At 73.6% G+C, this 23903-nt stretch carries 21 protein-coding genes; 7 read left to right on the forward strand and 14 right to left on the reverse strand.

What is annotated here, in order from left to right:
* The 3 genes from ACH4K4_RS13430 to ACH4K4_RS13440 all read right to left on the reverse strand — a co-directional run.
* The coding region (locus ACH4K4_RS13430; protein WP_398167058.1) for a cellulose binding domain-containing protein at positions 1–489 on the reverse strand (489 nt) is incomplete at its 3' end.
* Between the two features lie 199 nt (positions 490–688).
* Complete coding sequence (locus ACH4K4_RS13435; protein ID WP_398167060.1) at positions 689–1375, reverse strand: response regulator; 687 nt, start codon at positions 1373–1375, stop codon at positions 689–691.
* Positions 1372–2607 carry a sensor histidine kinase gene (locus tag ACH4K4_RS13440; protein ID WP_398167061.1) on the reverse strand — a complete coding sequence of 412 codons (1236 nt, stop codon included), beginning with the start codon at positions 2605–2607 and terminating at the stop codon, positions 1372–1374. Before ACH4K4_RS13440 ends, ACH4K4_RS13435 begins: the two co-directional genes overlap by 4 nt.
* Positions 2608–2771: 164 nt before the next feature.
* On the opposite strand from ACH4K4_RS13440, the gene ACH4K4_RS13445 reads away from it, so the two are divergent.
* Positions 2772–3383, forward strand: a complete 612-nt coding sequence (locus ACH4K4_RS13445; protein ID WP_398167063.1) for a hypothetical protein — start codon at positions 2772–2774, stop codon at positions 3381–3383.
* 6 nt (positions 3384–3389) lie between these two features.
* Here ACH4K4_RS13445 and ACH4K4_RS13450 read toward each other — a convergent pair whose 3' ends face one another.
* From ACH4K4_RS13450 to ACH4K4_RS13460, 3 genes are read right to left on the reverse strand one after another with little or no spacing between them, the layout of a single operon-like run.
* Positions 3390–3962 carry a cob(I)yrinic acid a,c-diamide adenosyltransferase gene (locus ACH4K4_RS13450; protein WP_398167065.1) on the reverse strand — a complete coding sequence of 191 codons (573 nt, stop codon included), beginning with the start codon at positions 3960–3962 and terminating at the stop codon, positions 3390–3392.
* Positions 3963–3972: 10 nt separating this feature from the next.
* The gene (locus ACH4K4_RS13455) at positions 3973–4728 is read right to left on the reverse strand and encodes an ABC transporter permease (protein WP_398167066.1); all 756 of its coding nucleotides are present in this window, start codon (positions 4726–4728) and stop codon (positions 3973–3975) included.
* A gap of 25 nt (positions 4729–4753) precedes the next feature.
* Complete coding sequence (locus ACH4K4_RS13460) at positions 4754–5536, reverse strand: ABC transporter ATP-binding protein (protein ID WP_398167068.1); 783 nt, start codon at positions 5534–5536, stop codon at positions 4754–4756.
* An 81-nt stretch (positions 5537–5617) separates the two neighbouring features.
* Here ACH4K4_RS13460 and ACH4K4_RS13465 point away from each other — a divergent pair, with 81 nt between their 5' ends.
* The 4 genes from ACH4K4_RS13465 to ACH4K4_RS13480 all read left to right on the forward strand — a co-directional run bounded on the left by ACH4K4_RS13465 (position 5618) and on the right by ACH4K4_RS13480 (position 10635).
* Entirely contained in the window at positions 5618–6259 is a 642-nt protein-coding gene (locus ACH4K4_RS13465) for a TetR/AcrR family transcriptional regulator (protein ID WP_398167070.1), read from the forward strand.
* A gap of 126 nt (positions 6260–6385) precedes the next feature.
* Positions 6386–7234 carry a 3-hydroxyacyl-CoA dehydrogenase family protein gene (locus ACH4K4_RS13470; protein ID WP_398167072.1) on the forward strand — a complete coding sequence of 283 codons (849 nt, stop codon included), beginning with the start codon at positions 6386–6388 and terminating at the stop codon, positions 7232–7234.
* Between the two features lie 268 nt (positions 7235–7502).
* Positions 7503–7826 (forward strand): STAS domain-containing protein, encoded by a 324-nt coding sequence (locus ACH4K4_RS13475; protein WP_360132056.1) that lies wholly within the window; start codon positions 7503–7505, stop codon positions 7824–7826.
* A 289-nt stretch (positions 7827–8115) separates the two neighbouring features.
* Positions 8116–10635 carry an ATP-binding protein gene (locus ACH4K4_RS13480; RefSeq protein ID WP_398167073.1) on the forward strand — a complete coding sequence of 840 codons (2520 nt, stop codon included), beginning with the start codon at positions 8116–8118 and terminating at the stop codon, positions 10633–10635.
* Between the two features lie 113 nt (positions 10636–10748).
* On the opposite strand, the gene nucS is transcribed toward ACH4K4_RS13480, so the two are convergent.
* Positions 10749–11411, reverse strand: a complete 663-nt coding sequence (gene nucS / locus ACH4K4_RS13485) for an endonuclease NucS (protein ID WP_360132050.1) — start codon at positions 11409–11411, stop codon at positions 10749–10751.
* Between the two features lie 214 nt (positions 11412–11625).
* Between nucS and ACH4K4_RS13490 the strand changes: the two genes are divergently transcribed.
* Complete coding sequence (locus ACH4K4_RS13490; protein ID WP_398167074.1) at positions 11626–12018, forward strand: SCO5389 family protein; 393 nt, start codon at positions 11626–11628, stop codon at positions 12016–12018.
* Between the two features lie 231 nt (positions 12019–12249).
* Here ACH4K4_RS13490 and ACH4K4_RS13495 read toward each other — a convergent pair whose 3' ends face one another.
* A complete protein-coding gene (locus ACH4K4_RS13495; RefSeq protein WP_398167076.1) occupies positions 12250–13278 on the reverse strand; it encodes an LLM class flavin-dependent oxidoreductase in 1029 nt (342 codons plus the stop codon).
* A 189-nt stretch (positions 13279–13467) separates the two neighbouring features.
* On the opposite strand from ACH4K4_RS13495, the gene ACH4K4_RS13500 reads away from it, so the two are divergent.
* On the forward strand, positions 13468–13785 hold the full coding sequence (locus ACH4K4_RS13500; protein WP_398167077.1) for an ATP/GTP-binding protein: 318 nt from the start codon (positions 13468–13470) through the stop codon (positions 13783–13785).
* Positions 13786–13794: 9 nt separating this feature from the next.
* On the opposite strand, the gene ACH4K4_RS13505 is transcribed toward ACH4K4_RS13500, so the two are convergent.
* The 6 genes from ACH4K4_RS13505 to scy all read right to left on the reverse strand — a co-directional run bounded on the left by ACH4K4_RS13505 (position 13795) and on the right by scy (position 23711).
* The gene (locus tag ACH4K4_RS13505) at positions 13795–14997 is read right to left on the reverse strand and encodes an ABC transporter permease (RefSeq protein WP_398167078.1); all 1203 of its coding nucleotides are present in this window, start codon (positions 14995–14997) and stop codon (positions 13795–13797) included.
* Positions 14994–16229: an ABC transporter ATP-binding protein gene (locus tag ACH4K4_RS13510; RefSeq protein ID WP_398167079.1), complete on the reverse strand. Its 1236-nt coding sequence runs from the start codon at positions 16227–16229 to the stop codon at positions 14994–14996. The genes ACH4K4_RS13505 and ACH4K4_RS13510 overlap by 4 nt, the downstream gene beginning before the upstream one ends.
* A 126-nt stretch (positions 16230–16355) precedes the next feature.
* Positions 16356–17129, reverse strand: coding sequence for an ABC transporter permease (locus tag ACH4K4_RS13515; protein WP_398167208.1), 774 nt, complete (start codon positions 17127–17129; stop codon positions 16356–16358).
* A gap of 2 nt (positions 17130–17131) precedes the next feature.
* Positions 17132–18175, reverse strand: a complete 1044-nt coding sequence (locus tag ACH4K4_RS13520; RefSeq protein ID WP_398167081.1) for an ABC transporter ATP-binding protein — start codon at positions 18173–18175, stop codon at positions 17132–17134.
* A gap of 238 nt (positions 18176–18413) precedes the next feature.
* Positions 18414–19352: a cellulose-binding protein gene (locus ACH4K4_RS13525; RefSeq protein ID WP_398167082.1), complete on the reverse strand. Its 939-nt coding sequence runs from the start codon at positions 19350–19352 to the stop codon at positions 18414–18416.
* Positions 19353–19466: 114 nt separating this feature from the next.
* On the reverse strand, positions 19467–23711 hold the full coding sequence (scy, locus tag ACH4K4_RS13530) for a polarized growth protein Scy (RefSeq protein ID WP_398167084.1): 4245 nt from the start codon (positions 23709–23711) through the stop codon (positions 19467–19469).
* Positions 23712–23903: the final 192 nt, after the last annotated feature.

Below are 23903 nucleotides of genomic sequence, written 5' to 3' on the forward strand. Positions count from 1 at the left end.
GGTGTCGGTGACGTTGCTCGCCACCGGCTTGCCGGGCGCGGAGGGCGGGGTGTCACCGGGCTGCGTACCGTCGCAGGGGCCGCCGTTGAGCTTGCAGCCGGTCACGTCCCCGCCGCCGGAGCCGGTGCCGATGAACCCGAAGCTGACCGAGGCACCGGGGGAGATGGTGCCGTTCCAGCTGAGGTTCTTGGCGGTGTAGTGCCCGGCCGAGCCGCTGACCTGGGCGTCCCAGGCGGAGCCGACGGTGGTGCCGGAGGGGAAGTCCCACTCGACGGTCCAGCCGTTGATGGTGGTGGTGCCGGTGTTCTTCACCGTCCACTGCCCCTGGAAGCCGGTGCCCCAGTCGGAGACCTTGGTGTACGCGGCGGTCGCCGACTCGGCGGCGTGCGCGGGGGAGGCACCGGCCAGGCCGATGAGCGCGGCCACGGGCAGGAGGAGGGCGGTGAGGGCCGCGAGGGCTCTTCGTCGGGCGTGGGTGGTGCGTGTCAAGGTTCCGGGTGTCACGGATGCTCCCAGGTAAGGGGGTGGGGAAGGTGGGGGAACCTGCGCCGCCCGGTGAGCGCTGTGGGGCGCGCTCACCGCAAAGATGTGAAGGGAGCGTAAAAAGGTCCAGACCTACGGTCAAGAGGTCTGGACCAAAGTGGGTGGTGCCCTCCGCCACGCGGGACCGCGGTGGCCGCCACCCGTCTCAGCCGTCGCTGACACCCAATTCCTGCGCCAGTACCGCGGCTTGCACCCGGCTGCGCAGCTCCAGCTTCCCCAGCAGGCGGCTGACGTGCGTCTTGACGGTGGCCTCCGCCATCTCCAGGCGCTCCGCGATGCCGGCGTTCGACAGGCCCAGGCCCAGGCAGCCCAGCACCTCGCGCTCGCGGCGGGTCAGGACGTCCAGGACGGCCGGGTCCGGCGCGGAGCCGCTGCCCGGCTGCCGTACGCCGCGGGGGTTGGCGAACTCCGCGATCAGCCGGCGGGTCACCGCCGGGGCGATCAGCCCCTCGCCGGCGGCCACCGTGCGCACCGCGTCCAGCAGCGCCGCCGCCTCGCTGTCCTTGAGCAGGAAACCGGCGGCGCCCGCGCGCAGCGCCCCGAACACGTACTCGTCCAGGTCGAAGGTGGTCAGCACCAGCACGTCGGCCAGGCCCTCGGCGACGATCTCCCGGGTGGCCGAGACGCCGTCCAGCTTGGGCATCTGAACGTCCATCAGCACGAGGTCGGGCCGCAGCTCGCGGGCCAGCCGTACCGCCTCCTCGCCGTCCGCCGCCTCCCCCGCCACCTCGATGTCGGCGGCGGAGCGCAGGATCAGCACGAGGCCGGCCCGTACGGCGGACTGGTCCTCGGCGATCAGTACCCGGACCGGGCGGCCGGTGGCAGCTGTCATCGTTCCTCTTCCTCCTCGCGGACCGGCAGGGTGGCCCGCACCCGCCATATCTTGCTGCCGGCGGGCTCGCCGCCGTCCTCCGGACCGGCCTCGAACCGGCCGCCGAGCAGCTCGATCCGCTCTCGCATGCCGATCAGGCCGGCACCGGAGCCGGGCGCGCGTGGTCCGGGCCGGTCGCCGAAGGGGCTGGTGACGTGGACGGTGAGCGGGCAGCCGGGGTCGTGGGCGATGCGGACCACGACCTCGCCGGGCGCGGCGTGCTTGAGCGCGTTGGTCAGGGATTCCTGCACGATGCGGTACGCGGCCAGTTCGACCGGCGCGGGCAGCCGCGCGCCGCCGCCCGCAGCCCTGGCGTCCTCCAGGGCGAACGTCAGGCCGCTGCTCGCCCCGTTGACGCGAGCCTGCGCCAGCAGCGCTTCGAGCCCGTCCAGGGACGGTGTGGCCTGGGCCTCCGCCGTACCGCCCGGAGCCTTCTCGTCCCGCAGCAGACCGATCAGGCGCCGCATCTCGGCGAGTCCCTGGACGCTGTTCTCGCGGATCACGCCGAGCGCCTCCCGGCTGGCCGCCGGGTCGTCTATGGCCTGCGCGGCCGTGGAGTGGATCGCGATGGCGGACAGGTGGTTGGCGACCATGTCGTGCAACTCGCGTGCCATCCGGGCGCGTTCCGCCACGATGGCCTGCGTACGGTCCATCTCGGCCAGCAGCGCGACCTGTTCGGCCTCCAGGCGGGCAGCCAGGGCGGCGTTGCGGTGCTCGCGGATGATGACGCCCGTCCAGGCGGGGCCGACGGTGATCACGCCGACGCCGACGCCGATCAGCAGGGCCTGGGGGTCCTGCAGGATCGCCGGCGGGACGACGGTGGCGACGACGGTGAGCAGGATGCTGATGACCGGTACGCGCCGGGCGGTGGCCGGCGGCCCGTACAGCACCGCGGCGTACACGATGTCGGTGAACATCACGACCGTGGCGATCAGCCCGGAGCTGCACACGTCCACGGCGAGCGCGGCGGTGGCCACGGCCAGCGAGGTCCGCGGGGCGACGCGGCGCAGCAGCTCGGCACCGGCCATGACGGCCAGCGCCACCAGTGCCAGCCGGCCGGGCAGGTCCAGCAGCGGGGGGCCGGTGCGCAGCCCCAGCCCGTACAGCAGCAGGCCGCCGAGCAGCCCGCAGACCGCGATGCGCACATCGTCGCGGTGCGGTCGCGCGAGGGCGGCGAAGGGTCGTGCGGTCACGCCTCCATCAAACACGGCGGCGCGCTCCGCTGCCTCCACGGCCCGGCCGAACCGGGGCGGCCGCGCGGTACATCGAAAGATGCAGTGCGGGATCATCGCGTGCGACGAGGTGACGGCCGGTTTCCGGGGCGAGGCTGGAAGGGACAGGAAAGAAGGGGAGTCCCGTGATCGTCGCGTTGATCATCATCTGCGAGGTCGGCTTCTGGGTACTGCTGGCCATCGGGCTGAGCCTGCGGTACCTGGCGAAGCTGCCGCGCACCGGCGCCGCCGTACTGCTGCTGGAGCCGGTGCTGGAGCTGGTCCTGCTGGTCGCCACGGCCGTGGACCTGAAGAACGGCGCGCAGGCCGACATCAAGCACGGGCTGGCCGCCGTCTACATCGGCTTCTCGGTCGCGCTGGGGCACCGCACGATCAAGTGGGTGGACGTGCGCTTCGCCCACCGCTTCGCGGGCGGCCCCCCGCCGGTGCCGGCGCCGAAGTACGGCAGGGAGCGCACGGTCTTCGAGTGGCAGTCGGCGGGCCGCTGGATCCTCGCCGCGCTCATCGCGATCGGCCTGCTGCAGCTCGCGGCCTGGTACGTGGGCGATCCCGCGCAGACCACTTCGCTGCACGACTGGCAGACCAAGATGCTCTTTGTCATCGGCATCAACCTGGTGATCGCGGTGAGCTACACGATCTGGCCGAAGAAGGCCCCGGCCGGCCACCTGCCCCCGGGCGGCGCGCAGGACCGCGACCGCGCGGGGGCGGGCTACCAGGGCCCGCCCGCGTCCAAGTAGCCCGTCCTACCGCTCGCCGCCCGGCACCCACAGCACGTCGCCCAGCTCCTTGTTGGCCGTGCGGGCCAGAATGAACAGGAGGTCGGAGAGGCGGTTGAGGTAGGTGGCGGTGAGGTGGTTCATGGTGTCGCCGTGCCTTTCCAGGGCGGCCCAGGTGGAGCGCTCGGCGCGGCGGACGACCGTGCACGCCTGGTGCAGCAGCGCGGCGCCCGCCGTACCGCCGGGAAGGATGAAGCTGCGGAGCTTCTCCAGGCCCTCCAGGTAGTGGTCGCAGTCGGCCTCCAGCTTGTCGATGTAGGCCTGTTCGACGCGCAGCGGCGGGAACTCCGGGTTCTCCACCACCGGCGTGGACAGGTCGGCGCCCACGTCGAAGAGGTCGTTCTGCACCCGGACGAGGACCTTGGCCACGTCCTCCGGCAGTGAGCCCAGCGCGATGGCCACGCCGATCGCCGCGTTGGCCTCGTTGGCGTCCGCGTACGCCGCGATGCGCGGATCGGTCTTGGCGGTACGGCTCATGTCGCCGAGGGCGGTGGTGCCTTTGTCGCCGGTACGGGTGTAGATGCGCGTCAGATTGACCATACGGGCGAGCCTACGCCGCGGCCTTGCGGAAGGCGCGGGCGCAGACGGCCCCGGCCAGCAGGGCGAGCCCGGCCGCGACCAGCGCGCCGTACAGCACGGGTGCCCCGGTGTAGTCGCCGACGTAGGCCGCGCGGACGCCGTCCACGAGGTAGCGCAGCGGCATGGCGTGCGAGAGCGCGTCGAGCCAGCCGGGAGCCAGGGCCATGGGCAGCATCAGGCCGGACAGCAGCATCGTGGGCATCGTGGCGGCGTTGACGACGGGCCCGAACTCCTGCGGCGTGGCGACCTTCATGGCCAGCGCGTACGAGAGCGAGGACAGCGCGACGGCCGTCGCGGCGACGAACGCGAAGCCGATGAGGACGCCGCCCAGCGGTGCCCGCAGCCCCATTACCAGCGCCGCCAGCACCAGCAGTACCGACTGGAGGGTGAGCAGCGCCGCGTCCCGCAGCACCCTGCCCAGCAGCAGCGCGAGCCGGCTGACGGGCGTCGCCCGCATCCGGGACACCACGCCGTACTGCTTCTCAAGGATGATGGCGAAGCCGCAGAACGACGCGCCGAAGAGCGCGAGTTGGAGCAGCAGGCCGGGCACCAGGATCTGCCAGGAGCTGCCCTCGGAGGCCAGCGGCATACCGGTCAGCAGCGGGCCGAAGAACAGCAGGTACAGCAGGGGCATCAGGACGCCGAAGAACATCTGCGTCTTGGAGCGCAGGGTCTGCCGGGCGTAGCGCCCGAAGATCAGGGCCGTGTCGGACAGGGCGGAGGGCATGCGGGGGCTCCTGGGGGAGGGGTGGTCAGACGGTTGCGGGGGTGCTGTCGGCGGGTGCCGGACCGCGCCCGGTGATCGCGAGGAAGGCGTCCTGAAGGGACGCGCAGGGCGAGCCGGCGTACTCGGTCTTGAGTGCGCGCGGGGTGCCCTCGGCGACGACCACGCCCTGGTCCACGACGACGAGGCGGTCGGTGAGCGCGTCCGCCTCGTCGAGGTAGTGGGTGGTCAGGACGACGGTGGTGCCGAAGTCCGTACGCAGCCGCCGGACCAGCTCCCACAGGCCGGCCCGGCTGCCGGGGTCGAGCCCGGTCGTCGGCTCGTCCAGGAAGAGCACCGCGGGCCGGTGCGTCAGGCCCAGCGCGATGTCCAGGCGCCGCCGCTGCCCGCCGGACAGCGCTCCGCACCTGCGGTCCAGCAGCCCGTCGAGGCCGAGGGCGTGCGCCAGTTCGCCGGCGCGGGCCGCGGCCGCGGCCTTCGTCAGGCGGTAGAGCCGTCCCTGGGTCACCAGCTCCTCGCGTACGGAGACGGCGGGGTCCACGCCGCCGGACTGGGCGACGTATCCGCTGTTGCGCCGTACGCCGGCCGGGTCGCGGGCGAGGTCGCAGCCGGCCACGGTCGCGCTGCCGCCGGTGGGGGCGAGGAGCGTGGTGAGCATGCGCAGGGTGGTGGTCTTGCCGGCGCCGTTCGGGCCGAGGAGGCCGAGGATCTCGCCGCGCTCGGCGGTGAGGTCGATGCCGCGTACGGCTTCGACGGTGCCGCGCGGGGTGGTGAAGGTCCGGGCCAGCCCGGACGCGGTGATGACTGCCATGCGGGACAGAAAAACAGAGAGCCTTAAAATTTGCAATGGCCCCAAAATTCCATGGGGTCCAAGAAGGCCTAGGATGGGCGCATGGCAGAAGGGCTCAGGGAGCGCAAGAAGCGGCAGACCCGCCAGCACATCTCCGACATGGCCACCGGCCTGTTCCTGGAGCGCGGCTTCGACGCGGTGACCATCGCGGAGATCGCCGAGGTCTGCGACGTCTCGGTCAACACGGTCTACAACTATTTCCCGGCCAAGGAAGACCTCTTCATGGACCGCGGCGCCGGGCTGGTGGACCGCCTCGCGCGGTACGTGCGCGGCCGGGACGAGGGGGAGTCCGCCGCCGCCGCCGTCCTGCGCGAGCTGCGCGAACAGGTCGAAGCGGTGTCACCCGTCGTCGGGCTGGCCGAGGGCTACGACCGCTTCATGCGCGTCATCGAGGGCGCCGCGGCCCTCAAGGCCCGCCTCTGGCACCTCCAGCAGGAGCAGCTCACCCGCCTGGAGGAGACCCTGCGGCAGGAGGCCGGCGCGGCGGCGGACGACTGGCTGCCGCTCATGGTGGCGGGCCAGCTCAACTGGGTGCACGCGACCCTCACGACGTACATCGGCCGCGAGATGATGGCCGGGCGCGCACCCGACGAGGTGTCACGCGAAGCGCTCGCCCTGCTGGACGAGCTGGAGGACGCGCTCGGCGGAAAGGTCCTCAACTACGCCGTGCGCGGCGGCCGGTGAGGCCGCTCGGTGTGATGTCCGTCATCTGAGACGTGACGCGCATCTCTAACCCTCCTATCGATCGCCGGTGGGCGCTAACGTCACTGCCGAGAGCCGTTACGTGCACAGCGTGTTAGGGGACAGCCAGTGGCAAAGAAGCTCGCCGTCATCGGGGCCGGACTCATGGGTTCCGGCATCGCGCAGGTCTCGGCCCAGGCGGGCTGGGACGTCGTCCTCCGCGATGTGACGGACGGGGCGCTGGCCCGCGGCAAGGGCGGGATCGAGGCCTCGTACGAGAAGTTCGTCGCCAAGGGGAAGCTGGCGGCGGACGAGGCCGGGCGCGCGCTGGCCAGGATCACCACCACGACCGATCTGGACGCGGCCGCCGACGCCGACATCGTCGTCGAGGCGGTCTTCGAGCGGATCGACGTCAAGCGGGAGATCTTCCAGAACCTGGACAAGCTGGTGAAGGACGAGGCGGTGCTCGCCTCCAACACCTCCGCCATCCCGATCACCAAGATCGCGGCGGCCACCGGGCGCCCCGAGCGGGTGGTGGGCACGCACTTCTTCTCGCCGGTGCCCATGATGCAGCTGTGCGAGCTGGTGCGCGGCTACAAGACCAGCGACGAGACCCTCGCCACCGCTCGCGCGTTCGCCGAGTCGGTCGGCAAGACCTGCATCGTCGTCAACCGCGACGTGGCGGGCTTCGTGACCACCCGTCTGATCTCGGCGCTGGTCGTCGAGGCGGCGAAGCTGTACGAGTCCGGGGTGGCGAGCGCCGAGGACATCGACACCGCCTGCAAGCTGGGCTTCGGGCACGCCATGGGGCCGCTGGCCACCGCCGACCTGACCGGCGTGGACATCCTGCTGCATGCCACCGACAACATCTACACCGAGTCGCAGGACGAGAAGTTCGCGCCGCCGGAGATCATGCGGCGGATGGTCGATGCCGGCGATATCGGACGCAAGAGTGGGCAGGGCTTCTACGAGCACTGATACCGCGCCGGACGGCTACGGGCCCGCGCGCCGCCGCTGACACCGCGTCAGGTGCCGGGCCCGGCACCGCTCCGGTCCCGGTAACGGGCACACCGGTCACCGGTGGCACACCCGTCCCGGCAGCCGGCGCGTCAGCCGCACGGTCCGGCGGCGTCACCCCCAGGGGTGAAATCGGTATCGGTTCGCTTACAGGCGGCAACTTCGCCGCATGAGAGGCAGTCAGTTCTGTAGACGTAACGATCGAGCACTCATCACCCGGGGAGCGCATATGCACATCAGGGGCGACCACGCCGAGCTGGTCGTCGGGGGCCGCCTCGACGTCCGCAGCGCGGCGGACGCCCGTACCGTCCTGCATGCCGCCGTCGACGCCGGCCAGGGCGACCTCGTGCTGGATCTGACCGCGCTGGACTCGTGGGACGCCACCGGGCTCGGCGTGATCATGGGCGCGCACCGCCGCGCCGGGCGGGCCAACCGCCGGCTCGTGCTGCGCGGGGTGCCGCCGCAGATGCAGCGGCTCCTGGTGGCCACCCGCCTGCACCGCATCCTCGCCATCGAGGGCGGTATCGAGGCGGAGTCGCTGCCACGGGTCTGAGGACGTCGGCGTACGGACGCGCCCCGGCCCCCGGCGCAAGATCAATGCCGCATACGCGAAGGATTCTCACAACACTGTGACGTTCCGGGCAGGAACGGACCCCGGCGCTTCGTAGATACTGGGCGAAGGTCTAAGGTTCGGTTCTCCGCCGTCCGGTTTCCACGCCACGGCGGGCACCGGACCAGAAGCGGCGGCCGGGGAGCACCCCGGTCGTAGGCTGGGGGAGTGCGGACGGCCGGGCAAGCAAGCGGTCGACAGCACGCCAAGCGCATCTGGGGGGCTTTTCACCATGGACCCGAACAGCAACCGGGGACCTGAGGAGTACGGGGAGCAGGAGCACCCCGGCCGGCCGCCGGTGCCCGCGCGCGGCGGCTCCGGCGCCGCCCCCGGCGGGCCCGCGCGCATCGTACAGCTCGTTTCGGGCCCCTACCTGCTCACCGTCAACCCCGTCGACGGCAGCGAGATCGAGCCCTGCCCGCCCGGCGAGCAGCCCGCCGTCCCCGGCAAGCACGGCCCCGAGGAGCGCGCCGAACTGGCCCGCGCCGCCGAGCCGCCCGCCGTGCCGGTCTCCACGGGCCGCCAGGGCGCCCTCCTGGAGCGCGAAGAGGAGACCGACCGGCTGGTGCGGCTGCTGTCCCGCGGCAGGTCCGTCCGCGTCACCGGCCCCTCGGGGTCCGGCCGCACACGCCTGCTGGACGCCGTCGCCACCGCCTGCGAGGGCCTCGCGCCCGACGGGGTGGTCCGGCTCTCCGGATACCACCGCACGCCCACCGACGTGATGTACGAGCTGTTCGCCGCCGTCCACCGGGCGCCGCTGCACCGCCCCGACCGCGGCGAGCTGCTGCGCCTGCTCGGCGAGATCGGCGCCATCGTCGTCCTGGACGACCTCGAATTCGGCGGCGCCGCGCTCGACGAACTGCTGGGCGCGACGCCCGAGTGCGCCTTCCTGCTCGCCGCCGCCCCCGACGTCGCGGCCCCCTCCGCCGGCTCCCACCTCGAAGAGGTCTTCCTCGGCGGGATCGGCCGCACCGCGTGCAGAGAACTGCTGGAGGGCGTCGTCGGGCGCCCGCTCGCCGACGACGAGGCCGCGTGGGCCGCCGACCTGTGGTTCGAATCCGAGGGGCTGCCGCTGCGCTTCGTCCAGGCCGGCGCCCTGCTGCGGCAGCGCCTGCGCGGCACCCCGGGCGTGTACGACGAGTACGGCGTCTACGCGGACCAGCCGCACGAGGCGTCCCCGGAATCCGACGACGTCCGGGGCCTGCCGCTGCCGACCGTCGCCGAGGCCGCCTCGCCCGCGCCGCTGCTCGCCTCCGGGCTGAGCGCGGCGGCGCGCGAGACGCTGCGTTTCGCCGTCGCCCTGGGCGGCGAGCTGCCGCACCAGGCGCACCTGCCCGCGCTCGCCCAGGACACCCACGCCGACGCCGCCCTCGGCGAGCTGCTGGACTGCGGGCTGATCACCCCGGCCGGCGCCCACTACCGGCTCGCCGCGACCGTGGCGGACCAGCTCGCGGCCGCCGGGTACGAGGAGGGCGCGGGCGAACGGGCCCTGACCGCGGCCCAGCACTACGCCTGGTGGGCCGGCCACCCCTCGGTCACCCCCGAGCGGGCCGCCGCCGAGTCCGACGCGATCCTGGCCGCGATGGGCGTGCTGACCGGCAGCCGGGACGGCGGCCACCCCAGCGCCGCCGTGCTGCTGGCCCGTACGGCCGCCCCGGCCTTCGCCGCCGCCCTGCACTGGAGCGCCTGGGAGCGCAGCCTGCGGCACGGCGCCGAGGCCGCCAGGATCGCCGGCGAGGTCGCCGAGGAGGCGTACTTCCACCACGAGCTGGGCGTGCTCGCGCTGTGCACCGGCAACCTGGACCGGGCCAGGGCCGAGCTGGAGGCGTCCATAGGGCTGCGCGGCGTGCTCTCCGACCGGCGCGGCGCGGTCGCGGGACGGCGCGCCCTGGCCCTGGTCGCGGACCGCTCCGGCACGTTCACCCCGCCGGCGGGCACGGCGGCGGCCGCCGCCGAGGAGATCCCGGACGCGCGCTCGGAGGAGTCGGCCTCGCCGCCCGGCGGGGTGCCGGCCGCCCTCGCGGCGGCGCCGGCCGTCGACGCCACCGCGCCGACCGTGATCACCCGCAGTGCCGCCCACGGCATCGGCAAGGGCGGTGGCAAGGGCGGTGGCGCGGCCAAGGGGCGCCGGGCCCTGGTGCTCGGCACCCGGCGCAACCTGGTCGCCGCGGGCGCGGGCGCGCTGCTCGTCGCCGTACTGGGCACCGTCGTCACCCTGGGCGCCGTCTCGGGGTCCGACGGCGGCGCGGGCGACAAGGTCAAGACCGAGCAGTCCGCCGAGACGGGCAAGGAGGGCGGCGGCCTGCCCGCCGACCAGCCGGGCAGCGGCACCTCCCGGCCGGGCCAGGGCAGCCGCCCCGGCACCGGCCACGGTTCGCCGGCCCCGGCCACGCCCGGCACCAGCGGCAAGCCGGGCACCGGCGGCCCGACCGCCCCGAGCACCGGCGCGACGGACCCGACGACCCGGCCGACGGACGGCAGCAAGCCGCCGACCGGGCCGAGCACCCGGCCCACCGGCCCGAGCACGTCCGGCAAGCCGACGGACAAGCCCACCGACAAGCCGACGGACAAGCCGACCGACAAACCCACGGACAAGCCGACCGACAAGCCGACGGACAAACCCACCGACAAACCCACGGACAAGCCCACCAGCGGCGACCCGACGGGGACGTCGGGCAACCCGGCACCCGGCAGCGGCGGCGGCAGCGACCCGGAGACCACCGGCGCCGGGAGCGGCCCGACCGACACCTGAGCACGGCCGGCACCTGAACACGGCCGGCACCTGAGAAACGCGCATCGGCCGGGACCCGCGCGGGTCCCGGCCGATGCGCGCGTTCCGGCCCCCGGGAGGCGGCCGGAACGGACTCAGAACAGCCGCAGCTTGTCGTCCTCGATGCCGCGCAGCGCGTTGTAGTCCAGGACGACGCAGCCGATGCCGCGGTCGGTGGCCAGCACCCGCGCCTGCGGCTTGATCTCCTGCGCCGCGAAGACGCCCTTCACCGGGGCCAGATGCGGGTCGCGGTTGAGGAGTTCGAGGTAGCGGGTGAGCTGCTCGACACCGTCGATCTCGCCGCGCCGCTTGATCTCCACGGCGACCGTCCCGCCGTCCGCGTCACGGCACAGGATGTCCACCGGGCCGATGGCGGTGGGGTATTCGCGGCGGATGAGCGAGTAGCCCTCGCCGAGTGTCTCGATCCGGTCGGCGAGCAGCTCCTGAAGGTGCGCCTCCACGCCGTCCTTGATGAGGCCGGGGTCCACCCCCAGCTCGTGGGCGGAGTCGTGCATCACCTCTTCCAGGGTGATGATGAGCTTCTCGCCGCCCTTGTTCTCCACCGTCCACACACTGCCGTCGCCCTCCTTGAGGGTGCAGGGCGGGGACATCCAGTTGAGGGGTTTGTAGGCACGGTCGTCCGCGTGGATGGAGACCGAACCGTCCGCCTTCACCAGGATGAGGCGGGGGGCCGAGGGGAGGTGGGCACTGAGCCGGCCCGCGTAGTCCACGGAGCAACGGGCAATGACGAGACGCATGGTGCGCCACGCTACTCGACCGGGGGCCGCGGGCGCGATTCGCCCCTGGAGGGCCCCGCCCGCGCCCGGCCGGTTGTCTCTGCAATCTCCTGGTGCGGGCCGGGTGCGCGGCATAACGTGGAAGCAGGGGGTCGTGATACGGACACGCTCCGTCGTGATCCTCCCGTCCCATCCCTGAGGCCCTGCCCCGGCGGGGCCGCGAGAGGAGAACCTCATGTCGCTCGACGTCTCACCGGCCCTCCTCGAACAGGCCGAGCGAGGCGAGGTCGACGAAGCGGAATTTGTCGACTGCGTCCGGACCTCCTTGCCCTACGCATGGGGGATGATCAGCTCCCTGGTGGCCCGGCTGAAGGTGGACGGCGGCCAGTTCGCCGACAACCAGACGCCGCCGCCGGACGAGCAGGCGCGCGGTCAGCTGCTGCGCGCGCTGGCGAGTGACGCGATACGCGGGTCGTTGGAGCGTCATTTCGGCGTGCGTCTGGCGTTCCAGAACTGCCACCGGGTCGCGGTCTTCCCGCTCGGCCCGTCGGCGGACGACAGGCTGGCCAAGTTCACCTCGATCCGGGGCCAGTTGCTGAACCAGTCGCCCCAGTTGCGCGACTGCTGACCGGATGCTGCCGCTGCGTACGCGGGATGTGGCGCCGTACGGTGCCGGTGCGCCGGTGGCAGCGAGGAACAACCGGCCCGAGGCCACGGGCGGTTGTGACATGCCGGCGGCGTCCCGCGGCCGAGGTCCCGAGGACCGGCGCCAACGCGCCGGGCGCGGGGGGGGGACCGCGCCGCGGCGCCACCGGCGGACGCGGCGGGCCGGGCGCACGGCCGGCCCGCCACGCCCGGCTCACCCGAGGTGCGGCAGCACCTCGGCGCCCAGCCGCCGTACGTTCTCCTCGGTGGCCGCGAGATCCCCCGAACCCTCGACGAGCAGCGCGAAGCGCCGGATGCCGGTCCGCTCCGCCGAGGCCGCGAGCCGGTCGGCGCACAGCCGCGCGGGGCCCACCGGGTGCAGGTCGCAGAGCAGTTCCGTGTACGCCAGCGGGTCGCGCATGGCGCGGTAGCGGCCGTCCACCGTCTCGTGGGCCGCCAGGCCGCGCCGCAGCCAGCCCGGCATGGCCTTGGTGAGGATCTCGGCGGCGCCCTGGACGGTGTCGGCGATCTGCACCACGCCGGCCGAGACGTGCTCCGCCGCCGCGACCTCGGCCGGGTCCCGCCCGGACGCCAGCGCGGACCGGCGCCACAGCGCGACCATCTCCGCCTTGTCCTCGTCACCGCAGTGCATGCCCAGCAGCATCGGCAGGCCGCGCTCGGCGGCCAGCCGCACCGACCCGGGCGAGGTGCACGCCACGACGACCGGCGGGCCGGTCGGCCGCTCCAGCGACTCGCTGGGCCGCGGCACCACCGCGACCTCCCGGAAGGAGTGTCGTTCCCCTGCGGCGCCGACCCGGGGCTCGCGCAGCCAGCGCAGCAACAGGTCCAGCGACTCGGGGAAGTGCTGTTCGTAGGCGGCCAGTCCCGAGCCGAAGACCTCCAGGTCGACCCACGGGCCACCGCGGCCGACACCGAGGGTGAACCGCCCGCCGGAGGTCAGGTGCAGCAGCGCCGCCTGTTCCCCGAGGGCGACCGGGTGCTGCGTCGGCAGCACGCTGACGGCCGTGCCGACGCCGATGCGGTGCGTCCGCCCCAGCAGCAGCGCGGCGAGCGTCGCCGCCGACGGGCACACTCCGTACGGCACGAAGTGGTGCTCGGCCAGCCAGACCGCATCGAGCCCGGCCTCCTCCGCGACCTCCGCCGAGCGCACCGCCCGGTGCAGTGCCTCCCCCTGTCCCTGGCCGGGAAACTGAGCGGCCAGGATGAAAGCCCCAACGCGCATCGCTCTTCTGCCTCCTCGCAGCCGACGCGACATCCCCCTAATACGCAACAACGTGTGACACGTGCCAAGGGCACGGCCTGGGGGCGAGGTTTCCCGATGATCGCAGGATTGTGGTACGCGGCATCGCCCCCTACGGAGCCGCGTAGGGTGGTGACGGCCCGTGACCCCGCAGATTTCCCGAGGTGCCCAGTGTCTCCGCGTCGAAACCGTCCTCGCGGCGGTGAGAAGCCAGCCGACTTCGCGGGCGGGGGCCGCTACGGTCTCGAACGTACGGAGGAGTGGCGCGGGGAGGAGTGGGTCGTACGGCACCTGGGGGGTGGCGGGGCGGCCAAGCACTACCGGTGCCCGGGATGCGACCAGGAGATCCCGCCGGGGGTGCCGCACGTGGTGGCCTGGCCCCGGCACGGGGACGTGGACGACCGCAGACACTGGCACAAGGCGTGCTGGAACGCACGGGACCGCCGGAGCGCGAAGCTCCAGCGGTCCCGTAACGCGCCGAGGTACTGAGGGTGCGCGTCAGACGTCGCGCTTCTCCAGCGCGGCGTACGCGCCGCCGAGGACGACGGCGGTGACGCCCGCGAGGACGAGCAGCGGCTGCCAGCCCTCCGGCCCGCCGGCGAGGAACGGCTGGCCGTAGATCGCGCCGAGGCTGCTGGGGATCGAGTACTGGATCATCGCCTTCGCGAGCGGCTGCAGGCTCTCCGAACCGATCATGAACACGGCCAGCAGCATGGGCAGCAGGACCAGGCCCGTCATCGCGCTGATGGCGCCCGCCGAGTGCCGCAGCAGCGAGCCCGCGCCCATGGCCAGCAGGCTCAGCAGGGCCACGTACAGACCGGCGCCGACCGTGGCGCGCAGCCACTGGTCGCCCGTCGGCGCCGGGCCGTCGAGCATGCCCGCGTGCAGCAGCGAGACCAGGGTCGTGGAGACCGTGGTGATGACGAAGGTGAGCCCGAACAGGACGATCGCCTTGGCGGTCAGCACCCGTGCCCGGCTGGGGCAGGCCGTGAACGTCGTACGGATCATCCCCGTGCCGTACTCGGAGGAGATCACCAGCACGCCGAGGGGGATGACGCACAGCGTCCCCAGCAGCAGGCCGAACCAGGCACCGCCCAGCAGCGGGTCGAAGGTCTGGTCGGTGGTGGACAGCGCCAGCGCCGTCAGCAGGCCGACGCCGACGACCAGGATGATCATCGCGCCCAGCGTCCACATCGTGGAGCGCACCGAGCGGATCTTCGTCCACTCGGAGGCGAGGGCGTGGCCCAGGTTCGTGCGGCGGACCGGGATCGGCGAGACGTAACCCGGGGCGGCGCCACCGGGACCGCCGCCCTGCCAGGCCGCCGGGACCTGCGGCTGCCCGCCCGCGTGGGCCTCCTGGCCGGGCTGCTGGTACGGCTGCTGCGGGGGCACGGGGCCCGCGGGCGGCTGCTGGGCCTGGAGCATCATGGTGCCCGCGTCCTTGGGCGCGCCGTGCGGGGCGTTCTGGGCAGGCGTGCCCTGCGGGGCCGGCGGCTGCTGGGCCTGAAGCATCATCGTGCCCGGAGCGCCGGCAGGCTGCTGCTGCGCCTGGAGCATCATCGTGCCGGGAGCGCCGGCCGGCGGCTGCGCCGGCGGCTCCGGAGCCCCGGCGGGAGGCATCGGAACGCCGGCGCCGGGGGCGTCGGTGTCGTGCGGCTCAGGCTGCTGCTGCGGCTGCTCCGGCTGCTGAGGGCTGGTCATCGGGCGTCCTCGTGGTGGGGCTTGGAGATGTCGGCGGGGGCGGCGGGCTGGGCGGGCGGCATCGGCGCCGGCGCGCCGGCCTGCGGCTGCCCGTACGGATTGGGCTGCCCGTACGGCGCCCCCTGGCCGGCCACCGGCGGCGGATAGCCCTGGCCCGGCGCGCCGCCGGGACCTTGCGGCGCATAGGGGTTGGGCTGCCCGTACGGGCCCGGCTGCGGCGCCCCGGGCGCGTACCCCTGCGGCGGCTGACCCGGCATACCGGGGCCCTGCTGCCCGTAACCGGGTGCGACCTGCTGGAGGCCCGCCCGCTGGTCGGTCGTCGAACGGTAGTCCACGACGCTCTGCGTCAGCCGCATGTACGCCTCTTCCAGGGACGCCTGGTGCGGCGACAGCTCCCACAGGCGGATGTCCGCGTCGTGGGCGAGGTCGCTGATGCGCGGGAGCGGCAGCCCGGTGACGCGCAGCGCGCCGTCCTGCTCCGGTACGACCTGGGCGCCCGCCTCGCCGAGCAGCGAACCCAGCTTCTCGCGCAGCGCCGGCTCGGTGTCGGGGGTGCGGACCCGGGCGAAGTCGGCGGAGTTGGCCGAGATGAAGTCCTTGACCGACATGTCCGCGAGCAGCTGCCCGCGGCCGATGACGATCAGGTGCTCGGCGGTCAGCGCCATCTCGCTCATCAGGTGCGAGGAGACGAAGACCGTACGGCCCTCGGAGGCCAGCTGCTTCATCAGGTTGCGGACCCACAGGATGCCTTCGGGGTCCAGGCCGTTGACCGGCTCGTCGAAGAGCAGCACCTGCGGGTCGCCGAGCAGCGCCGCCGCGATGCCCAGCCGCTGGCCCATGCCGAGCGAGAAGCCGTTGGAGCGCTTACGGGCGACGTCCTGGAGGCCGACCACGCCGAGCACCTCGTCGACCCGGCGCGCCGGGATGCCGGAGAGCTGGGCGAGCGAGAGCAGGTGCTGGCGCGCGCTGCGGCCGCCGTGCACCGCCTTGGCGTCGAGCAGCGCGCCGACGTGCCGCGGGGCGTTGGGCACCTTGCGGAACGGGATGCCGCCGATCGTGACGCGCCCCTCGGTCGGGGTGTCGAGTCCCAGGATCATGCGCATCGTCGTCGACTTGCCGGAGCCGTTGGGCCCCAGGAAGCCGGTGACGGTGCCCGGCCGCACCTGGAACGACAGCTTGTGCACGGCCGTCTTGGCGCCGTAGCGCTTCGTCAGGCCGACTGCCTCGATCATTCTCCGCCCCTCAGAAATGGTTCGGGGCAGAGGTGCTCTCGTACCCCCGTAAGGGTTAGGAGGTTATCGGGCGGCTGACGGTTCCCGTCAAAACGTGGGCGCAGGGGCGTGTGGGGCCGCCGGGACTCAGGCGTCCCGCTTCTTGAGCAGTACGTATCCGCAGAACAGCACGGCGGCCGTCCACGCGAGCATGATGGCGAACCCGCCCCACGGCCCGTACGGTACGTCGCTGCCGGCGGGCGGCACCACCTGCATCACCTTCTGGCCCGCCTGGTCGGGCAGGTACCAGCCGACCTTCTTGGTGGCCGAGACGTTCCCCAGGATGTTGGAGATCAGGAAGAAGAACGGCATCAGGATGCCGAGCGACAGCATGGGACTGCGCAGCATCGTCGCCACGCCCATCGAGAACACCGCGATGAGCGTCATGTAGAGACCGCCGCCCACGACGGCGCGCAGCACGCCGGGGTCGCCGAGGGCCGCCGCGTGCTCGCCCAGCATGGCCTGCCCGATGAAGAAGGTGAGAAAGGCCGTCACGAAGGAGACGGCGAGGGCGAGCAGCGCCGCGACGGCGATCTTGCAGAAGAGGAAGACGCCGCGCTGCGGTACGGCGGCGAGCGAGGTGCGGATCATGCCGGTGCCGTACTCGTTGGAGACCACCAGCACCCCGAAGACGATCATCGCGAGCTGGCCCAGGCCCATCCCGGCGAAGCTGACGTTGGTGGGATCGAAGGCGAGCCGGTCGCGCGGCGACATGGTGCCGAAGTCGTTCGAGGCGAGCAGGCAGATCAGCGCGCCCAGCGCGACGGTGACGACCAGCGCGATGCCCAGCGTCCACACCGTGGACCGCACCGAACGGATCTTTGTCCACTCCGACCGCAGGACCTGGGGGACCGCCGCCATCGTCACGACCCCCGCTTCTTGTTCCGCCAGCCGGCGCCCCAGCCGTCTTGGCCGGGCGGCCCGCCGGCGGGCGGCGCCCCCGGCGTGCCCGGAGGGGGCGGCGCGCCCGGCAGGCCGTCCTCCGGTGCCGCCGGGCGCGGCCCGTCCGAATGCGCGTGGTACTCCACCGACCCGGCGGTCAGCTGCATGAACGCCTCCTCCAGGGATGCCTGCTGCGGGCTCAGTTCGTGCAGGACGAGACGGTGCCGCGCGGCCAGCTCGCCCAGGTCGGCGGCGCTCGCCCGGTCGACCTCCACCGCTTCGCCGGCCGGCGCCGCCGCGTACCCGGCCTCCCCGAGCACGTCGAGCAGCCGCTCGCGCTCCGGCGACCGCATCCGTACGTACGAGCGGGAGTTCTGCCGGATGAACTCCGGCATCGAGGTGTCCGCGAGCAGCCGGCCCTGCCCGATGACGATCAGGTGCTCGGCGGTCAGCGCCATCTCGCTCATCAGGTGCGAGGAGACGAAGACGGTACGGCCCTGGGCGGCCAGACCCTTCATCAGGTTGCGGATCCAGTGGATGCCCTCGGGGTCGAGCCCGTTGACCGGCTCGTCGAACATGAGGATCTCGGGGTCGCCGAGCAGCGCCCCGGCGATGCCCAGCCGCTGCCCCATGCCCAGCGAGAAGCCCTTCGAGCGCTTCCTGGCCACCGCGGTCAGCCCGACGGTGTCCAGTACTTCGTGGACGCGGGCGCGCGGGATGCCGTTGCTCTGCGCCAGGCACAGCAGGTGGTTGAAGGCGCTGCGGCCGCCGTGCAGGGCCTTGGCGTCCAGCAGGGCGCCGACGTGCCTCAGGGGCTCGGACAGCTGACGGTAGTGCCGCCCGTCGATACGCACCCGGCCCGACGTCGGATGGTCCAGGCCGAGCACCATCCGCATGGTCGTGGACTTGCCGGCGCCGTTGGGGCCGAGGAACCCGGTGACGATGCCGGGCCGCACGGTGAAGGTCAGCCCGTCCACGGCGAGCTTTTCCCCGTAGCGCTTGGTCAGCCCCGCGATCTCGATCATGTACAGCACGCTAAACGCGGTCCTGGGGCCCCGCATCTCGGGCGAATCGGGCACCAGGCGGCCGGTGTCCGGATGTGCCCCACGGCTGCTGAAAGCATTCCGCCCGCCCGGCCTCCCGAGGGAAGGCGGGGCGGGCGGGCGGTGCCTGTGCGCCGTCGTACGAGGTGGCGGCCGTCACGGGGACGGGCGGGGGAACCCGTCGGCCGGCCGCACCGGCGTCACAACGACGAACGGCGCCTCAGCGCGACTGCTGCGCCGGGACGCCGCGGGTGATCGGCTCCTCGTCCGAGGGGGTTCCGGCCGCGGCGACCGCCGCGCCGGTCAGCGTGGCGAGCATCTCGCGGACGTTCGTCAGCTGGGCGTTGATCGAGTCGCGGCGGTTGGTCAGCGCCGCCAGCTCCCGCTCCGACTCGCTGCGGATCCGGTCCGCCTTGGCGTTCGCGTCGGCCACGATGTCCTCGGCCTGGCGCTGCGCCGTCTCCACCGTCTGGCGGGCCCGGCGCTCCGCGTCCGTGCGCAGCTTCTCGGCCTCCAGCCGCAGCTGCTCCGCCCGGTGCTCGATCTCCGCGAGCCGCTTCTCGGCCTTGGCCTGACGCGAGGCCAGGTCCCGCTCGGACTGCTCGCGGCGCTTGGCCAGGTTCGTCTCGAAGTCCGCCGCCGCCTGCGCGGCCTTGGCGCGGGTCTCCTCGAAGAGGGAGTCCGCCTCCTCCCGCTTGGACTGCGCGTCCTTCTGCGCCTCGGCGCGCAGCGCGGTCGCCTCGCCCTGGGCCTTCTCGACGATACGGGCGCCCTCGTCCTCGGCCTTCGCCTTGCGCTCCGACGCGAACTGCTCGGCGTCGTTGCGGACCTGCTGGGCGGCCGACTCGGCCAGCTCGCGGTGCTGCTCGGCGGCCCTGCGGGCCTCCTCGCGCAGGTCCTTCGCCTCTTCCTCCGCGAGCCGGAGGATCTTCTCGACGCGCGCGCCGAGGCCCGCGTAGGACGGTTCGGCGTCGTTGACCTGGGCCTGGGCGTTCTGCGTTTCGAGGTGCAGCTCCTCGATCCGCTTCTCCAGGGAGGTGATGCGGGCCAGGGCGCTGTCGCGGTCGGCGACCAGCTTCGAAATGCGGTCGTCCACCTGACCGCGGTCGTACCCACGCCGCACGAGCTCGAAGCCGTAGGGGGAGGAAGTGTCGCTCATGGGGTTCCTGTCGAAAGAGACCGGTGAGGTGATAAAGGGAATCCTAGGGGCCGCAACGGCGTGTCATCGAGTCAATGCGCGTTTGAAGTGGAGAATGGCCCCTCATTCGGGTGGCTACCCCTCAGACTGCTTGCCACTCGAACGAGTTGCGCCCGCTCCCGCTGCGGCCTTCGCCCCCTCCTTGCCGCCACCGTTCGCGGGTGCCTCGAAAGATTCCAACGCTTCCAGGACATCCTGGACACGGGAGATCTCCGCGTTGATGTCCTTGCGGCGCCGCACCAGCACCTCCAGCTCGCGCTTGCCCTCCTCGACGATCCGCTCCGCCTCCGCGCGGGCCTCGGCGCGCAGCCGCTCCGACTCCCGTACGGCCTCGGCCTTCTTCTGCTCGGCCTCCTTGAGCAGCCCCTCCGCCTTCTTCACCGCGGCGATGCGCACCTTGCTCGCCTCGCTGCTGGCGTCCGACACCATCCGCTTGGCCTTCTCCTCGGCCTCCGCCTGCTGCTGCGTGGCCTGCGCGATCAGCTTGTCGACGCGCTCCCCGGCGTTCTTCATCGTCTCCGACGACTCGCGGCGGGCCCGGTCGTGCAGCTCCTCGACCTCGCTCTCGATACGGGCCCGCAGCTCCTCGGCACGGTCCCTTATCGCGGTGGCGTCCCCGCGGGCCTCGCTCAGCAGCGTGTCCGCGTCCGTACGGGCCTTCTCGACCATCGCGTTGCCCTCGGCGGTGGCCTCGGCGGCGATCCGCTCGGCCTCCTTGCGGGCCGCGCCCACCATCTGGTCGGCCTGCTCCTCGGCGGCGGTCGCCGCCTTCAGCGCCTCCTCCCGGGCCTTGGCGATCAGCTGGTCGGCCTGTTCGGCGGCGTCCGCGCGGCGCTGCGCCGCGTCCTTGCGCGCCGCGTCGACGGTCTGCTCCGACTCCTCCAGGGCCTCGGTGCGCAGCCGGTCGGCCTCCGCCTCCGCGTCCTCCTTGAGCTGCGCGGACTCCGCACGCGTACGGGTGGCGTGCTCCTGCGCGGAGGTGACGGTCTCCGCCGCCTCGGCGCGCAGCCGGTCCGCCTCGGCGGTGGCCTCGGCGATCATCCGGTCCGCCTGCTCGCGGGCGTCGGCCCGGGTGCGGTCCGCGTCCCGCTCGGCGTTCGCGGTGGCCTCGGCGGCGTCCGCACGCAGCTTCTCGGCCTCGCCGCCGGCCTCGGACATCAGCTGGTCGGCCTGCTCGGCGGCGTCCGAACGGGTCTTGTTCGCCGCCTCCCGCGCCTGGTCGCCGATGCGCTCGGCCTCCCGGCGCGCGGTCTCCAGCGCCTCGGCCGCCTCGGCGCGCAGCCGCTCGGCCTCGGCGGTCGCCGCCGCGACCAGTTCCGCGGCCCGCTGCTCGCCCTCGGCGCGCAGCCGTTCGGCGGCCTCCTGGCCCTCGCGGACCGTGCGGTCCGCGTCGTCCTGCGCCGAAGAGGTCAGCTCGGTCGCCTCGGTGACGATCCGTTCGGCCTCCGCGCGGGCCTCGGTGAGCAGCCGGTCCACCTGCTCGGCGGCGTCCGAACGCATCCGGTTGGCGTCGTTGCGGGCCTCCGCGCGGGCGCGGTTGGCGTCCTGCTCGGCCGAGGCCAGCGCGTCGGACGCGTCCGTACGCAGCTGCTGCGCCCTGGCGGAGGCGTCCGAGACCAGCTTCTCGGCCTGCGCGGTGGCCTCCGCGACCAGGCTGTCGGCCTGCTCGGCGGCGTCCGTACGGGCCTGGCCCGCCGCCTCGCGCGCCTCGTCCAGCGTGCTTTCGGCCTCCGCGCGCAGCCGCTCGGCCTCCGCGATGGCCTCCGAAACCGTGCGGTCCGCCAGCGACTTGGCGGCCTCGGCCTCCTCCTGCGCCTCGCGCCGGGTGCGCGCGGCGTCCTCGGAGGCGCGCTCGCGCTCCGCGTAGGCGTCCGCCCGTACCCGGTCGGCCTCCTCCTGCGCCTCGGTCCGCGTACGCTCCGCGGCGTGTTCGGCGGCCGAACGCAGCCCGGCGATCTCCTCCTCGGCCTGCTCGTGCAGCCCGGCGACCGCGTCCCGCACCTGCTGGGCGGTCTGCTCCGCCGCGGCGACCAGCTCGGCGGCGCGCCGGTCCGCCTCCTCGACCAGCCGCTCCGCCTCGGCCTGCGCCTCGCCGACCCGCGTACGGGCCGAGACGAGCAGCTCCTCGCTCTGCTCGCGCGCGTCCGTGCGCTCCTGGTGGGCCTCCTCGCGGGCCTCGCCGAGCAGCTCCTCGGCCTCCCGGCGGCGGCGGGCCGCCTCCTCCTGGGCGGCGGCCAGCGCCTCGGCGGCCTCCGCGCCGGTGCGCTCCGCGGCGGCCGCGGCCTCCGCGCGCACCCGGTCGGCGGTCTCCTTGGCCTCGGTCTTCAGCCGCTCCGCCTCGGCGGCGGCGTCACTGCGCAGCCGTACGGCCACGGACTCGCCCTCGGCGCGCGCGGCGGACGCGTCGGTCGCCGCCTCCGTACGCAGCCGCTCGGCCTCGTCCTCGGCCTGCTGCTGGAGCACCCGCAGCCGCTCGGCCGACTCGGCCTTGAGCCTGGCGGCCTCCTCCTGGGCCTCCCGGCGCAGCCTCTCGGCCTCGCCGCGCGCGTCGCGCAGCGACTCCTCGGCAGCGGCGACCTTCTCCGCGGCCTCGGCGTGCAGCCGGTCCAGTTCCTCCTGCGCCTCGGCCCGGCGCTCGGCGGCGGCCTCCTCGGCCTCCGCACGCAGCCGGCGCGCGGCCTCCTCGGCCTCGGCGCGCAGCGCGGCGGCGGCCTCCTCGCTCTCGCCGCGCAGCTCCTCGGCCTCCGTGCGGGAGCGTTCCAGCGTCTCCTCGGCCTGCTTGCGCAGCGCCGTGGCCCGCTCGACGGCCTCGGTGCGCAGCCGCTCGCTCTCCGCGCTCGCGCCCGAACGCGTCTCCTCGGCGTCGGACTTCGCCTTGGCCAGCAGCTCCTCGGCGGTAGCGGCCGCCTCCTCGATCTGCTGGACCGCCTCGCGGCGCGCCTCGGCCCTGATCCGGTCGCCCTCGTCGACGGCCTCGGCCCGCAGCTGCTCGGCCTCCCCGCGCAGCCGGCGCGCCTCCTCCTGGAGCTCGACGGTCTTGGCGCGGTACTCCTTCGTGTCGTCCTTGGCGGCGCCCTTGAGCTGCTCGGCGGTGTCGTGCGCCTCGCCGCGCAGCCGGTCCGCCTCGGCCTCGGCCTCCCCGCGGACCCGCTCGGCCTCCTCGGCGGCGGCCTTCGTGATGGCCTTGGCGTCCTCGGACGCCTTGGTCAGCACCTCCTCGGCGGACCGCGCGGCCTTCGCGAGCTGCGCGGCGGAGTCCTCCGCAGCCTTGGAACGGGCGGCCTCCTGCGCCTCGGCGACCAGCCGCTCCGCCTCCGTACGGGCGTCCGCGCGCAGCTGCTCGGCCTCCGCCTTGAGGGCGTCGGCCTCCTTCGTGGCCTCGCCGACCAGCCGGGCGATCTCCGCCTTGGCCGTCCGCAGCCGCTGCTCCTGGTCCGACTCGGCGGCCGACAGCCGCTTGGCGGCGCTCTCCTGCGCCTCGGAGACCAGCTTCTCCGCCTCGGCGCGGGCCTCGCGCAGCGCGCGGTCGGCCTCCTGCATCCGGGCCTCGGCGGTCCGCGTCAGCTCGGCTGCCTGGCGCCGCGCCTCCTCGGACTCCGTGCCGACACTGGTGCGCAGCTGCTCGGCCTGGTCCGTGGCCTCCTGGGCCTGGCTGGAGGCGGCGTTCAGCAGCCGCTCGGCGTCCGTACGGGCCCGGCGCAGGATCGCGTCGGCCTCGGTGCGCGCCTGCTCGGCCTCGCTGCCCAGCCGCGCGCGGGTCTGCTCGGCCAGCCGCTGCGCCTCGGCGCGGGCGGCGGACAGCGCCTGCTCGGCCTCGGCCCGCGACTCGTCCAGGAGCCGGCGCGCCTGCGCCTCCGTACGGGAGCGGAGCTGCTCCGCCCACGCCACGTTCTCGTTGACGTGCGACTCGACGGTCTGCCGGCGCTCGTTGAGCTCCTCGTCCAGCCGGCGGCGCCGCTCGACCGCCTCGGCGTGCAGGTCGGCCTCCATGCGCGCCTGGCGCTCGGCCTGCTCCTGCAGCAGCCGCTGCGTCTGGGCGCGCGCCTCGCGCACCTCGCGCTCGGCGTCGGTACGCAACTGGTCGGCCTGGATCTGGGCGTTGCGCAGCAGCTGCTCGGCCTGGTGGCTGACGTTGTCGTAAGCGGGGCGGGCCGCGATGGTGCGCCGCGCCTCGTGGAGCTTGGCTCGCAACACCTCGACCTGGTATCCGAGGTCGTCGGCGTGCTGGACCGCCTTGTCCCGCTCCGTCTTCAGCCGCTCCATCTCGGCCTCGAACTGCGAGAGGTGGTCGTCAGCCTCGTAGCGGTCGTTGCCCCGCACTGCGCGGTCCCATCCGTCCCCTGGTCATGGTGGCGGCCGGCTCCCATCTGCCCGTTCGCAGCGCGAAATGCCTCGTGCGCAACGCGTGCTGGAGCTGACCCTTCCGAAGAAATGGTGTCAGATCATCGGCGGAGTGTGGACCGAGCCCCGACCCGGCCCCCGGCCGAAGGTGCACTCTACCGGCCGGGGAAG

Origin of the sequence: Streptomyces sp. NPDC017529 (genome assembly GCF_044329785.1) — a bacterium.
Taxonomy (GTDB): Bacteria; Actinomycetota; Actinomycetes; order Streptomycetales; family Streptomycetaceae; genus Streptomyces.

What these genes read in the sequence shown, in the direction of transcription:
- ACH4K4_RS13495 (WP_398167076.1), bottom strand. Translation starts at nt 13,278, where the DNA reads ATGCGCGTTGGGGCTTTCATCCTGGCCGCTCAGTTTCCCGGCCAGGGA.
- ACH4K4_RS13465 (WP_398167070.1), top strand. Translation starts at nt 5,618, where the DNA reads ATGGCAGAAGGGCTCAGGGAGCGCAAGAAGCGGCAGACCCGCCAGCAC.
- ACH4K4_RS13490 (WP_398167074.1), top strand. Translation starts at nt 11,626, where the DNA reads ATGTCGCTCGACGTCTCACCGGCCCTCCTCGAACAGGCCGAGCGAGGC.
- ACH4K4_RS13520 (WP_398167081.1), bottom strand. Translation starts at nt 18,175, where the DNA reads ATGATCGAGATCGCGGGGCTGACCAAGCGCTACGGGGAAAAGCTCGCC.
- ACH4K4_RS13435 (WP_398167060.1), bottom strand. Translation starts at nt 1,375, where the DNA reads ATGACAGCTGCCACCGGCCGCCCGGTCCGGGTACTGATCGCCGAGGAC.
- ACH4K4_RS13525 (WP_398167082.1), bottom strand. Translation starts at nt 19,352, where the DNA reads ATGAGCGACACTTCCTCCCCCTACGGCTTCGAGCTCGTGCGGCGTGGG.
- ACH4K4_RS13460 (WP_398167068.1), bottom strand. Translation starts at nt 5,536, where the DNA reads ATGGCAGTCATCACCGCGTCCGGGCTGGCCCGGACCTTCACCACCCCG.
- nucS (WP_360132050.1), bottom strand. Translation starts at nt 11,411, where the DNA reads ATGCGTCTCGTCATTGCCCGTTGCTCCGTGGACTACGCGGGCCGGCTC.
- ACH4K4_RS13480 (WP_398167073.1), top strand. Translation starts at nt 8,116, where the DNA reads ATGGACCCGAACAGCAACCGGGGACCTGAGGAGTACGGGGAGCAGGAG.
- ACH4K4_RS13455 (WP_398167066.1), bottom strand. Translation starts at nt 4,728, where the DNA reads ATGCCCTCCGCCCTGTCCGACACGGCCCTGATCTTCGGGCGCTACGCC.
- ACH4K4_RS13450 (WP_398167065.1), bottom strand. Translation starts at nt 3,962, where the DNA reads ATGGTCAATCTGACGCGCATCTACACCCGTACCGGCGACAAAGGCACC.
- ACH4K4_RS13510 (WP_398167079.1), bottom strand. Translation starts at nt 16,229, where the DNA reads ATGATCGAGGCAGTCGGCCTGACGAAGCGCTACGGCGCCAAGACGGCC.
- ACH4K4_RS13515 (WP_398167208.1), bottom strand. Translation starts at nt 17,129, where the DNA reads ATGGCGGCGGTCCCCCAGGTCCTGCGGTCGGAGTGGACAAAGATCCGT.
- ACH4K4_RS13505 (WP_398167078.1), bottom strand. Translation starts at nt 14,997, where the DNA reads ATGACCAGCCCTCAGCAGCCGGAGCAGCCGCAGCAGCAGCCTGAGCCG.
- ACH4K4_RS13475 (WP_360132056.1), top strand. Translation starts at nt 7,503, where the DNA reads ATGCACATCAGGGGCGACCACGCCGAGCTGGTCGTCGGGGGCCGCCTC.